Origin of the sequence: Corallococcus aberystwythensis (assembly GCF_003612165.1) — a bacterium.
Lineage (GTDB): Bacteria > Myxococcota > Myxococcia > Myxococcales > Myxococcaceae > Corallococcus > Corallococcus aberystwythensis.
The window spans coordinates 1-12,148 of sequence record NZ_RAWK01000288.1 but is presented as its reverse complement, the minus strand read 5'-3'; the positions used below and the strand labels follow the sequence as shown (position 1 = coordinate 12,148).

The following is a 12,148-nucleotide window of genomic DNA, read 5'->3' as shown; positions in this document are numbered from 1 at the left end:
CCCCTGCCGCCCTTCACCCGCGAGTCCGCGGCGCTCAAGGCACGCCTCGCGGAGGATGCCTGGAACAGCCGCGATCCCGAGCGGGTGGCCGCCGCCTACACACCCGACAGCCGCTGGCGCAACCGGGCCGAGTTCTTCTCGGGCCGAGAGGCCATTGTCGCCTTCCTGCAACGCAAGTGGGCGCGTGAGCTGGACTATCGGCTCATCAAGGAACTGTGGGCCTTCGACGCGCAGCGCATCGCGGTCCGGTTCGTCTACGAGTGGCACGACAGCGCCGGGCGCTGGCACCGCTCGCACGGCAACGAGCAGTGGGAGTTCGATGCCAGCGGCTACATGGCCCGCCGGGAGGCGTCGATCAACGACGTGGACATCACCGAGGACGCGCGCCTCTTCCACTGGCCCGCGGGGCCCCGGCCCGAGGGCCATCCGGGACTCACTGAGCTCGGCCTGTAGCGCGAGCCGGCTCACGCGGGCAGCCGTCGCAGGGCCTCCGCGAGGCGGATGTGCCCCTGGAATGCGCCGCTGCCCTGAGGCGTCTCGCCCTTTTCAATGGCATGGGCGAAGCGCACGCCGGCGTCCGCCTCCAGCCGCTCGAAAAGGCCCTGGAGCTTCGGGTAGTCGCGGCGGTCCAGCACCTCGTGGTACCGGGTCCACCGGGCGATGCCGATGAAGTAGGCGTCCGCCAGCGTGCGGTGGTCGCCCAGAAGCCACGGCGTGTCGCCCATCAATGCCTCCAGGTTCGCGTGCGCGGAGACCACCTTGCGGGCCCCCAGGTTGCGCAACGCCTGCTTTTCGGACTCCGGCAGCTCGGCGTGCTCGAGCGCGTACCAGAGCGGCGAAAAGGCGCTGAAGAAGGTGGTGTTCAGGTACGCGAGCATCTGGTTCAACCGGTCGAAGTCCCCGGTGCCCTGGGCGAACGACAGCCCGGAGCCCACGCCGCGCGCGCCCAGGTGGTTGAGGATGGCCATGCTTTCGCTGATGCACGCGCCCGTCTCCGTCATCAAGGTGGGCGTCTCCGCGACGGGGTTGATCCGGCGGTAGTCCGCGGTGGTGACGTCCTCCGGCATGGCGACGCGGCACAGCTGGTAGGGCCGGCCCAGCCACTCCAGCGCGACGATGGAGCCAAACGAGCAGCCAGAGGGGACACCGTAGAAGAGGGTAGGCAGTGCCATGGTGAAGCTCCTGTCCGAAGTGGAAGGCGTGATGCCTTCGATGGGGACAAGATGGCCGTGGCAACGCGCGCCGTGTAGACAGCGGAACGCGAACGCAAGGTCCACACCCGTGGACGATGAGGCGCGGCCCTTGAATCTCAACGACCTCCATCTCTTCGTCCAGGCAGTGGAGAGCGGTGGCTTCGCCGCGGCGGCTCGGCGGCTTGGCATTCCCAAGTCCACGGTGAGCAAGCGCGTGGCCGAATTGGAGGGCGCGCTGGGCGCCCGGCTGATTCAGCGCACGTCGCGGAGCTTCACGCTGACAGACGTGGGGCGGGACTTCCTCGACCATGCCCGCGCCGCCGTGCTGGAGGCGGAGGCCGCGGAGAACGTGGTGCGCCGCCGGCAGGCGGAGCCCAGTGGCGTGGTGCGAATCACCACGTCGGTCCCCACGGCGCAGTTCCGGCTCGCGGACCGTCTGCCACTGCTGGCGCTGGCGCATCCCAAGGTGCGCGTCGAGCTTCACGCGACGGACCGCTTCGTGGACCTGGTGCAGGAGGGATTCGACATCGCCGTGCGCAGTCACTTCTCGCCCTTGCCCGCCTCGGGCCTGGTGCAGCGCCGGCTCGCGGTGGAGTCCACCATCCTGGTGGCGTCGCCCGGCTACCTGTCCAGCCGCGGCAGGATTCGCAGGCCGGAGGATTTGAGCGAACACGACGGCCTGCTGACCAGCGCCACGGCCACTCAATGGCGGCTGCGCGGGCGGGCGGGAGAGACGGTCACCGTCATGCCGCGGGGACGCATGACCGCCGATGAGTCGCTGGTGCTCTTGAAGGCGGCCACGGCCGGGCTGGGCGTCGTCTGTCTGCCGGAGACGTTCACCCGCGTGGACGTGGAGGGCGGGCGGCTGGTACGTGTGCTTCCCGCCTGGACCGCGGGCACGGTGACGACGACGATCCTGACGCCACACCGCAGGGGCCAGCTGCCTGCCGTGCGCGCCGTCATCGACTTCCTGATGGAGGGTGCCGGCGAGTCATGAAAATCCTGGTCATGGGAGACAGCATGTCTCTTGCGCACGTGGCGCGTGCGATGGTGGTCGCAAAGAAGTTAATTCGGGACGGGCATCAGGTTCTTTTCGCGACAGGGCCCGCGCACATGCAACTGGCCCGCAGTGAGGGCTTTGACCCGATTGAGCTCTTCTGCGTTCCGCCCGAGTTCGCCTATGAGCAGATCCGAAAAGGGTCGCATATCTTTTCATTCAAAACATTGAAGGCCTATGTCGATTCCGACCTGGCAGTCCTCCAGGAGGCAAAACCTGACCTCATCATCAGCGACATGCGGCTTTCCTTGAACATCTCCTCCGCCATGGCGAAGGTTGAGTACAGGGCCATCGTCAGCGGGTACACGACGAACTACTACGCCCTGGAGATGAATCCGCCCAAGACGCTGCCCGCGGTAGGCGTTCTGGAGAGCGTCCTCGGAGAGAGGCTCAGCAGGCGTCTCTTCCCCGTGGTGAAGAGCATGACCTTGAAATTCTACGCACGGAATTTCAACCGCTACCGAAACCAGCTGGGCCTGCCGAAGATCACGAACATCTTCGATGTCATCACGTCTCCCCACGGGAACTACATCGCCGACCTTCCCGAGTACGTTCCGTGTGAGAACCTCCGGGAGACGGATCACTACATCGGTCCCCTCCTCTGGGAGCCGTCTCTTCCGGATCCCGACTGGCTGAGCGAGATCGACCCCCAGGCGCCGGTGGCCTTCGTTGCCAAGGGGAGCACGGGAGACCTGGGGAACTTTCAGAGGATATGCAAGATCCTGCTCCAGAACGGCTGGCAGGTTCTGGCCATTGGCTCGAAGACCGAAGAGATGCCAGCTGGCGTCTTGTCAGCCCCCTTGGCGCGACTTTCGAAGTTGATCCAGAAGAGCCGGGTGGTCATTTGTCACGGCGGTTCTGGGACGGTCTATCAGTCCATCCACGAGGGCGTTCCAGTCGTTGGGATCGCCACTTTCCATGACCAGGAAATCAACCTCGAGCGCGTGGAGAGCCTTAAATGGGGGCGGGCCCTTCATCCTACCCGGTGGACCGAGAAGGACTTGCTGGAAGCGATCCAGGAAGTCCAGACCCGGCCGTATCAAGAAGCCGTGGCGCAGGGGCAGAGGTCAATTCGAGCGATGGTCGCTGCTCAAGAAGCGAGACCGTTCTTGAAGTGGCATCAGGCCGGCCTGGAGTAGATGCCCTGTAGAAACCTTCCCAGCCCGTCGATGATGCCCTTGCGAACATTCGCGTGGTAGAAAGAGTCCTTTTCAAAGTGAGGAGCCAAACGTCTTCTTGCCTCCGGAAGATGATGAAAAGGAATCGCGGGGAACATGTGATGGGTCATGTGGTACTGGGTTCCCACCGGACAGAAAAGAAGAGTGCTCAGACCTCTTCTTTCAATCTCGACACATTCCTCGATGTGCTCACTCCAGGGAATGGGGGCGTCCCCCATGCTGAAGTACTTGTGGGTCACCGCGAGGGCCCTGACGCCGTTGAGCATGCCCACGAATGTAATCATCGAGGCCCAGACGAGGATGGCGCTCCAGTGAAGCCTGCCCGCCAGGACGAAGATGACCAAGGCCCAGAGATAGGCAAAGGTGACCATCTCCTGGATTGACCAGGACTTCAGCACGGACGCATCTTCGCTGATCCGACGGGCAAACCGGGACTTCATCCCCATGAAGGAAGCCTCTCTCAGCACCAGCTGCCGGAGCTTGGAGTGAAGGTGGCTCACGGGAGTCAGGATGCAGAAGCGGAGAATCCCCAGGTAGGGGAGGAACAGGTTCATCCCCAGGAACTCAATGAGACCTGAGGTCGGGGCCTTCTTGAAGTTGATGTACTCCGGGTCCAGGGCCGTTCCGTACTTCTTCGAGTGATGGTCAATGTGGTTATCACCGTAGATGAATGCCGGAATCGCAAACAGGCATCCTACGAGGACGTTCCAGGCCCAGAAGAACGAACCAAACTTCCTTTGATCCAGATGGGCAAGTTCGTGGGTGAACGTCACGGCATGGTAGACACAAATGACGGAAACCCCAAAAGCGCAGAAGAACACGAGGTCAAACTGAAGGCTGTTTGCCTTGTGGATCAGAAAACCCAGGGAGGCCCAGGCCGAAAGGGTCGCCAGGAGGAGATAGCTCCAGAACACCCTCATGTCAGGCTCCATGAGGTCGCTCAAAAGGGGCCTTAACTCCTTGAGCCTGAGCTCGATCCGGGCGTCACCCTTCCGCATCAGGACCAGGGCCTCGTCCTCGGCAGGGGCCGGGACATCAGAGCCGGTCACGCCAGCCGTCAGGGGGGCGAGGAACGAACGAAGCATGATGTGTCTCATGGTCAGGAGTAGGCCAGGGCAGGCACGGAACGGGACGGCCTGGAGGGGGGCATCGGGTGCGGGAGCGCGAAGGGCAGCACCGAGCCCAGGTGTGCCCGCTCCTCGGGACTGAGGGCGGCAATGACATCCGGGCGCAGCCGGGCCAGGTGCGCCACCGCACGTGCCCGGGGGCCCTGGAATCGCTCCAGGAAGTCCGGCTCCGCCGGGAACTGGAAGCCGGGCTCCTCCCGGACGCAATAGAAATAGTAGGGATTGGCGTTGGAGGGACGGGAGCCAAAGCGTTGCAGAAGCTCGCGCGGGGCGTCCTTGACGCGCAACCGCATGCAGATGGCCAGGGCCTTCTCTGACAGCCCCTGGTACTTGCGCCGCTCCCCCACGCGCTCGATGGGGAGGAAGCTGCGATACATCACCTCCGCGTCCGGGTGAACGGTCATCACCATGTCGTCCACGCCCAGCAGGGCCGCGGTCCGGTACACCATCTTGTTGAGCAGGTACACGACGCCCACGTTCCGGTGGCGGCGGGTGATGCACAGCGCCCCCACCTCCGCCAGCCGCCGGCCCTGGGCCCGCAGCTCCCCCATCACGTCCGCGAATGTCTTGTCCAAGGGGAGCCCCAGCGAGGAGTCCACATGCAGCGACACCGTCCCCACCACCTCGTCGGCGACCTTGGCCACGAGGACCACCGTCGAGGGAAGCAGCAGGTGCGGCGTCACCTGCACGCCCTCGGGGCGCGGGGTGATCAACCCGCGGTGCACGTAGCCTTCATGGAGCACCCGCGCGGCGGCCTCCAGCTCCGCGGGGCTCTCCGCCACCTTGACGCTCACGCACGCCAGGCTTGCGGAGTCGATGCGAGCGCTCGAGCGGATCAGCCGCTCCTGCATTTCCTGGGGAAACCACCGCAGACACTGGCGGACGAGATGTCTCATTGCCGGGCCCCAGAGCAAGTCCCAGACCACCCCCGAAGCACGCGAACATCCCTGGGGAGACTCACATCACGCCGCAGGCGCGACAGCCTTCAAGCCGTGGACAGTTCCCCACAGTCTGTTGGGCAATGCCCACGCAAAGCCGGATCCGAAAGGCGGCGCGACCGCTGGCCCTGGAAATGATGTCACAATTTTTTCATTGCGCCCGGCGCGCTTCAATGCATCTTTAGACAGACGCTTCCCCAGCGTGCGTCCGCAAGTGATTGCGGCCCTGCCGCGTCCCTCCCTCTCCGCCAGCTCACGGGCCCACTGCCATGTCGCTCCCCTCTTCCACTGAGTTGTCCACGCAGACCCTGGAAGCCCTGGCCGGAATCGTCGGCCCGCAGTGGCTCCGCACCGGAGAAGAGGCCTGGAAGCGGGGCACGAGCACCACGTCCGTGAGCAGGCGTGTCCCGGCGGTGGTCTTCCCCGCGTCGACGCGTGAGATCGTGGCCCTGGTGGAGCTGGCCAACGCGCGAGGGCTGGCCCTGTACCCGGTGAGCACCGGCCGGAACTGGGGCTACGGCTGCGGGGCGCCCGTGCGGGATGACTGCGTGGTGGTGGACCTGTCGCGGATGAACCGCATCGTGTCGCTCGACGCGGAGCTGGGCCTCGTCACCGTCCAACCCGGGGTGACGCAGGGGATGCTGAGTCAGTACCTCCGGGAGCACCAGCTCCCCTTCCTGGTGCCCGTCACGGGGGCCGGCCCGGATTGCAGCCTGCTGGGCAACGCCCTGGAGCGCGGCTACGGCATCACCCCGCATGCGGACCACTTTGGCGCCATCACCCGGCTGGAGGCGGTGCTCCCAGACGGCTCGCTGTACCGGTCCGCGCACGGGGACCTGGGGGGACAGCGGGTGGACCAGGCCTTCAAGTGGGGCGTCGGCCCATACCTGGACGGGCTCTTCTCCCAGAGCAACCTGGGCATCGTCACCGAGCTCACCTTCGTGCTCGCCCGGAAGCCCGAGCACCTGGAGGCCTTCTTCTTCTGGGTGCGCGACGACGCAGGGCTGGAGGACGCGGTGGGTGCCATCCGCGAGACGCTGCGGGACCTGGGCGGGGTGGTGGGCGCCATCAACCTCCTCAACCCCCAGCGCGTGCTGTCCATGGTCGCGCCCTACCCTCGCGACCGGGTACCGCGCGGCGACGTGCTCTCCGCGGAGCTCCTGGCCGAGCTGACCTCCCGGCATGGCGTGGCGGCGTGGACGGGCACCGGAGGCCTGTACGGCACGCGCGAGGTGGTGCGCGCCGCGCGGAGCACCATCCGGCGGAGGCTGGGGCGGGTGGCGCGGCGCCTCATGTTCCTGGGGGCGGATCGGGCCCGCCTGCTGAGCCAGTGGCTCCCCCGGCTGCCACTGGGATTCGGCGCGAAGCTGGCGCCGCAGGCGCGCACGTTGTCCAACGTGATGAGCGTCCTGGAGGGGGTCCCCACGCAGATGGCCTTGCCGCTGGCCTACTGGAAGTCAGGCCGGCGCCCGCCGGAAGGGGCTCCCATGAATCCGCACGCGGATGGCTGCGGGCTGTTGTGGACCTCTCCGCTCGTCCCCATGGTGCCGGAGCTGGTGCGCACCTACGTACGGACCGTGCGGGAGGTCACCGCGCGCCACCGCATGGAGCCGCTCATCACCCTCACCTCGCTGTCCGACCGCTGCTTCGACAGCTCCATCCCGCTGCTGTTCGACCGGGAGGATCCGGACGAAGCCGCCCGCGCGCTCGCCTGCCAGCAGGCATTGCTGGATACCTGCCGCCGCGAGGGATTCCTGCCCTACCGCGTGGGGACCCACACCATGCGCTGGCTCGCCGAGCAGGCTCCCCAGGCCTGGCGGCTCACGGAGAACCTCAAGCGCGCCCTGGACCCGCGCCAGGTGCTCGCGCCTGAGCGGTATTCCGGCCTGTGAAGCTGTTGGAGGCTCAAGCCCGGTGCCAGAGGATGTCTCCATCAGGCCCTGCGACGGCGTGCCCTTCACTGCCGACAGGCTCCTCCTTCCCATCGCATAGGAAGCCGATGCCCGCGGTGTCGTGCGCCGGGACCTTCGCGAGGAAGCGCTCACCGGATGCGCCGCGCGCGACGATGACGCCGAACCTCGGGCTGCCGTCCCGTTCGTACAGCACGGTGTACGTCTCGATGCGGCCGGGGCCCGTGGCGTCCTCCACGAACGGCGGGACGGGGCCGCGCGCGGCGTCTGCTTCCGCCTGATGCTCGAAGGACTGCGGGAGCGTTCCGGCGGGCAGCGGTTCGCGCGTGAGCACGAGGCTGTGGTTGTGCGTTGCGAAGCCGCCGTTGCCGAAGAGCAGGCCGTGACGTCCCTGCTCGCGCAGCCGCTGCACCATGCTGACCACCGCGTGGCTCATGTAGTTGGCGATGGGGCCACCACCAAACGTCAGGCCGCCGAACACGGTGGCGGGCTTCTCCAACGGCCAGCCCAGCACCCGGCGCGCCATCTTCGGCACGCACGGGAAGCAGCTGTAGAGCTCCACGAAGTCCAGCGCGTCGACAGTCAGCCCGTTCAGCTCCAGTGCGCGGCGCAGCGACACGGCCATGCTCGGTGAACGCGCGTAGCCATCCCGCGCGAGGAAGTCCTCCGGCTCGTGCGCCGCCACGCCCTGCCCCACGTAGACGAGGCGGTCCTCGGGCACGCCGCGCGCCAGGGCCTTCGCCAGACTGGTGACGAGGAACCCCGCGCCCTGGTTGACGGCGCTGTTCGCGACCATCCGCTTGCAGTACGGAAACGCGATGGGCCGGTTGGACGGAGAGGGCGTGACAATCTCTTCCACGGACAAGGGCTCGCGGATCCACGCGCCCGGGTTGCCCGCAGCGACCTGGGAGAACCGCGACCCGATTTCGCCACTCTCCCGTTGAGCCTCCGCCAGCGTCTGGCCATACGCGGCGCGGCCCGCGTTCTCATAGAGGGGATAGACGTCGACCGGCGAGTTGAGGCCGTAGCGCCGCCGGTAGGCCGCGTGCGCCTGGACGCCGATGCTGGTCGCGGCGTTGTGCGCGGACGGTGCATCCCCTGCCGCCAGGGCCGCGCGCCGGGCCGCCGTGCGCAGTGCCTCGCCGCCCACGACCGCCGCGACCTCCACCTCCCCGGAGGCGACCCGGTTGGCGGCCTCGTGGAGCAGCCGCACCGGGCTGTGACCATGGGCCTCCGCCGTCTGCTCCAGGATGCGAGGCCGGGCGCCCAAGCGCTCCGCGAGCGTAAGCGGCAACGGCCCCATCTGCCGGAACGAGAGCTGATCCACCACCGCCAGCGAATCCAGCCGGGCGAGCCAGCCGCCGCCCGCGTCCACATCCGCCGCACGCAGCGCGGCCTCCATCAGCCCCAGCGAGTCCAGGCCTCGCAGCGGATCCTCCGGACGGTCGTTGACCTGCCCCACGCCCACGATGACTGGAATCCTGTTCGCGTCCTTCATGCCTCGGCTCCTCCCACGATGGAGCCTTGCCGGTCAATGCACCCATGCCGTCCATTGATGACGGGAATCCAGCTCACGTCCCGCATGCCTCGGCTCCGGGCCCATGCACCACAGGCCCCTATATTACCCGGGTAGAATTGACGCCTGTTTCTACCCGGGTAATATCCCCACCATGCCATCCGCTCCCGTCACCTGGACCGCATTCGCCGGCCAGCGCCTGCTTGCCTCCGGCTCACCCGCCGAGGTCGTCACCGCCGCCAAGAGCGCGCTCGACGCGGGCGAGTCCGAATCGCTGCTCCTGTTCGACGACGCCACGGGCCGGACGGTGGACTTCCACCTGCGCGGCACGCTGGAGGAGGTGCTCACCCGCCTCCAGCCCGCACCAGACCCTGCCGCCGAGTCCTCCGAGCCCCGAGGCCCTGGCCGCCCGAAGCTGGGCGTGGTCGCCCGCGAGGTGACGCTGCTGCCCCGCCACTGGGAGTGGCTGGCCGAGCAGCCCGGCGGCGCGTCCGTGGCCCTGCGCAAGTTGGTGGAGGCCGCTCGCGCGAACAGCGGCGACGCCGACCGTGTCCGCCGCGCCCAGGCCGCCGCGGACCGCTTCATGACCACGATGGCCGGCAACGCGCCGGGCTACGAGGAGGCCGCTCGCGCGCTCTACGCGGGCGACCGCACCCGCTTCAACAAGTGGACCCGGGGCTGGCCGGACGACCTCCGCGACTGCGCCCGCCGGCTCGCCGCCCCCGCGTTCTCCAAGGAGACGCCATGAACCACCAGTGGGTGCTGAAGTCGCGTCCCCATGACGAGGTCTCCGACGCCTGCTTTGAATGGCGGCAGGCCACGATGCCGACGCCCGGCCCCGGCGAAGCGCTCGTGCGCGTCGTCTGGCTTTCCATCGAACCCACGCAGCGCACGTGGCTCAATCCCCGTGCGACCTACATCTCGCCTGTCGAGCTCGGCGAGGTCATGCGCGGCGTGGGCGTTGGACAGGTCATCGACTCCCGCTCCGAGCGCCTGGCCGTGGGCGACTGGGTGGCGGGCATGACGGGCTGGCAGGAGTACGCGTTGGCTGGTGACTCGGGCCTCTTCGGCTTCAACAAGGTGCCGGATGGCATCGAGCCCAAAGCCATGCTGAACCTCTACGGCGCCAGCGGGCTGACCGCCTGGATTGGCATGACCGACGTGGCCCGCGCCGCGCCCGGTGAAACCGTCCTGGTCTCCGGCGCCGCGGGCAGCGTGGGCTCCATCGCAGGCCAGGTGGCAAGGCTCCGGGGCTGCCGCGTCATCGGCATCGCGGGTGGTCCCCACAAGGCCGACTGGGTGACCCGCGTCGCCCGGTTCGACGCCTGCATCGACTACAAGTCCGAGGACATCCGGACGCGACTTCAAGCGCTGGCGCCGAAGGGCGTGGATGTCTTCTTCGACAACGTGGGCGGGCCCGCACTGGAAGCAGCGCTGGACCAGCTCGCGGTGCGCGCCCGGGTGGTGCTCTGCGGCGCCGTCTCCTCCGGCTACAAGGACCACGACTACGGCGCCACACCGCGCAACTACATGCAGCTGGCCTTCAAGCGGGCTCGGATGGAGGGCTTCATCTTCCTGGACCACGTCCCGCGCTTCCCCGAGGCCTTCCGCGAGCTGTCCACCTGGGCCGCGCGGGGCGAGCTCGTCCTGGCGGAGAGCATCGCGGAAGGGCTGGAGCAGGCCCCCTCCGCCCTGCGTGGCCTCTTCGAGGGCCGGAACCTGGGCAAACAGCTGGTCCGCGTCGCGGCGCTCCCATCGCCGCGATAGCGTGGCGCTTCCACCTCACGCACGGAGCCTCGGATGAAACTCCAGACCACGCTGACCACCGTCCTCGCCCTCGCCACGGGCGTCGCGGAAGCCCGGGACCCCGCGCAGGACGAGCGCGAGCTGCTCAAGGTCGAGGCCGCGCTCTGCCGCGCCTTCGAGACCGCCGACGTGGCCACGCTGCGCAAGAGCCTGGACGCGCGCTTCACGCTCACCGACTCCAAGGGCACGGTGACGGACCTGGAGCAGAACCTCGCGGAGGTCGCGAAGAAGGACCCCGTCTACGAGGTCTTCCGCAACCATCACCAGAAGATCCGCCTGTACGGAGATGCCGCCGTCGTCACCGGCATCACCACCCTCAAGGGCCACTCCGGCAAGACGCAGTTCGAGGGCGACTACCAGTTCACCGACACCTGGGTCTACCGCGACGGCCAGTGGAAGCTCGCCGCGAGCCACGCGACGCGCCTGTCCAAGTAGCTGGCTTCACGCCGCGACGGCCGCGTCCCCGGCGGCCGGGGTCTCCACCTCGTCCAGCCCCTCGCGGCGCTGGTCGAGCCGGACCTGGATCTCCTTGATGATCCGCACGCAGAGGAACACCAAGGCCACGGAGAAGACCGAGGACAGGAGCCCCACCACTTCGGCGGTGGTGCCGCCGAGCGCTTGAAGCTTGCTGGACAGCAGATCCCCTTCCGCCTTCTCCAGGATCCGCCCCACGACGTTCACGCCCCACCACAACTGCAGGGGGAGCGATGCGACGAAGGACATTCCCCCAAGCCGCTCCGCGATGTCCCGCATCACGTAGTACGGCTTCCACCAGTTGAGGAAAGGGATCAGCCACAGCCAGACCGCCCAGGCGGGGGTCATCCCGAGGTCCGGGCCCAGGGCATTGAGCTGCCGGACCACGCGGTGGACCCACATCAGGAGGCAGACCTGCGCGGTGATGCCGATGATGACCCCCAGGACCAACATGCCGCTCTGGGCCACCGCCTGGGCTTCCCTCTGGAGCTCGGGGTAGAACAGGAGGTTGAAGAGCAGGCCCAGCACCGCCGCTCCGCCAGAGACGTACTGCGTGAGCGTGGCCCAGCGCGCCCGCGCCCGAGAGTCCGGCACCTCCAGGGCGGCGAGGTGCGCACACTCGCGGCATCGGCCTCCGTCCCGCTCACACCGTGAGCAGGCATACCTTCCACACCGCGCGCAGGTGCACACCGCCGCCCGTTCGGGGTGCTGCGGGCACATGGGTTGCGACGCGACGTCCCCCTCGGCGGCGTTGAGCATGAGAGGGATTAGGACCTGCCTTCAATCCTTCGTCAATCCCACCACCGGGCCAAGGCTGGCCCCCAGCCTCCGGAGCCCCTCCGGGACGCGCGCGGCCGGGATGCCTCCATAGCCCAGGACCAGCCCCGGCCGGGCACGAGGCCCCGCGAAGTAGCGCGACAAGGTGACGAGCTGTCTCTTCTACACATCT

12 protein-coding genes are annotated in these 12,148 nt (G+C 67.7%); 7 read left to right on the top strand and 5 right to left on the bottom strand.

Translation table 11 applies throughout. From position 1 onward, the window contains the following. Nucleotides 1–453 (top strand): nuclear transport factor 2 family protein (locus D7W81_RS34345; protein ID WP_147445722.1); only part of this gene is annotated, 453 nt, incomplete at its 5' end. A gap of 11 nt (nucleotides 454–464) precedes the next feature. Here the strand turns inward: D7W81_RS34345 and D7W81_RS34340 are convergent. Then, complete coding sequence (locus D7W81_RS34340) at nucleotides 465–1,172, bottom strand: glutathione S-transferase family protein (protein WP_120559614.1); 708 nt, start codon at nucleotides 1,170–1,172, stop codon at nucleotides 465–467. Nucleotides 1,173–1,302: 130 nt separating this feature from the next. Between D7W81_RS34340 and D7W81_RS34335 the strand changes: the two genes are divergently transcribed. Further along, a complete protein-coding gene (locus D7W81_RS34335; protein ID WP_120559613.1) occupies nucleotides 1,303–2,190 on the top strand; it encodes a LysR family transcriptional regulator in 888 nt (295 codons plus the stop codon). Then, nucleotides 2,187–3,389 carry a glycosyltransferase gene (locus D7W81_RS34330; protein WP_120559612.1) on the top strand — a complete coding sequence of 401 codons (1,203 nt, stop codon included), beginning with the start codon at nucleotides 2,187–2,189 and terminating at the stop codon, nucleotides 3,387–3,389. The genes D7W81_RS34335 and D7W81_RS34330 overlap by 4 nt, the downstream gene beginning before the upstream one ends. On the opposite strand, the gene D7W81_RS34325 is transcribed toward D7W81_RS34330, so the two are convergent. Next, nucleotides 3,371–4,513 carry a fatty acid desaturase gene (locus D7W81_RS34325; protein ID WP_158621751.1) on the bottom strand — a complete coding sequence of 381 codons (1,143 nt, stop codon included), beginning with the start codon at nucleotides 4,511–4,513 and terminating at the stop codon, nucleotides 3,371–3,373. The two genes, D7W81_RS34330 and D7W81_RS34325, sit on opposite strands and share 19 nt — an antisense overlap. Nucleotides 4,514–4,527: 14 nt before the next feature. Further along, the gene (locus D7W81_RS34320) at nucleotides 4,528–5,451 is read right to left on the bottom strand and encodes an N-acyl amino acid synthase FeeM domain-containing protein (protein WP_147445721.1); all 924 of its coding nucleotides are present in this window, start codon (nucleotides 5,449–5,451) and stop codon (nucleotides 4,528–4,530) included. A gap of 311 nt (nucleotides 5,452–5,762) precedes the next feature. Here D7W81_RS34320 and D7W81_RS34315 point away from each other — a divergent pair, with 311 nt between their 5' ends. Beyond that, nucleotides 5,763–7,385, top strand: coding sequence for an FAD-binding oxidoreductase (locus D7W81_RS34315; protein ID WP_120559609.1), 1,623 nt, complete (start codon nucleotides 5,763–5,765; stop codon nucleotides 7,383–7,385). Nucleotides 7,386–7,398: 13 nt separating this feature from the next. On the opposite strand, the gene D7W81_RS34310 is transcribed toward D7W81_RS34315, so the two are convergent. After that, entirely contained in the window at nucleotides 7,399–8,901 is a 1,503-nt protein-coding gene (locus tag D7W81_RS34310) for an acetyl-CoA acetyltransferase (protein WP_120559608.1), read from the bottom strand. A 172-nt stretch (nucleotides 8,902–9,073) separates the two neighbouring features. Between D7W81_RS34310 and D7W81_RS34305 the strand changes: the two genes are divergently transcribed. Genes D7W81_RS34305 through D7W81_RS34295 form a run of 3 tightly spaced genes read left to right on the top strand, consistent with a single transcriptional unit; the run spans nucleotide 9,074 to nucleotide 11,160 of the window. Next, complete coding sequence (locus D7W81_RS34305; protein ID WP_120559607.1) at nucleotides 9,074–9,667, top strand: DUF2239 family protein; 594 nt, start codon at nucleotides 9,074–9,076, stop codon at nucleotides 9,665–9,667. Next, complete coding sequence (locus D7W81_RS34300; protein WP_120559606.1) at nucleotides 9,664–10,686, top strand: NADP-dependent oxidoreductase; 1,023 nt, start codon at nucleotides 9,664–9,666, stop codon at nucleotides 10,684–10,686. Before D7W81_RS34305 ends, D7W81_RS34300 begins: the two co-directional genes overlap by 4 nt. A gap of 33 nt (nucleotides 10,687–10,719) precedes the next feature. After that, on the top strand, nucleotides 10,720–11,160 hold the full coding sequence (locus D7W81_RS34295) for a nuclear transport factor 2 family protein (protein WP_120559605.1): 441 nt from the start codon (nucleotides 10,720–10,722) through the stop codon (nucleotides 11,158–11,160). 6 nt (nucleotides 11,161–11,166) lie between these two features. On the opposite strand, the gene D7W81_RS34290 is transcribed toward D7W81_RS34295, so the two are convergent. Beyond that, nucleotides 11,167–11,793, bottom strand: coding sequence for a DUF4328 domain-containing protein (locus D7W81_RS34290; RefSeq protein ID WP_158621750.1), 627 nt, complete (start codon nucleotides 11,791–11,793; stop codon nucleotides 11,167–11,169). Nucleotides 11,794–12,148 lie beyond the last annotated feature (355 nt).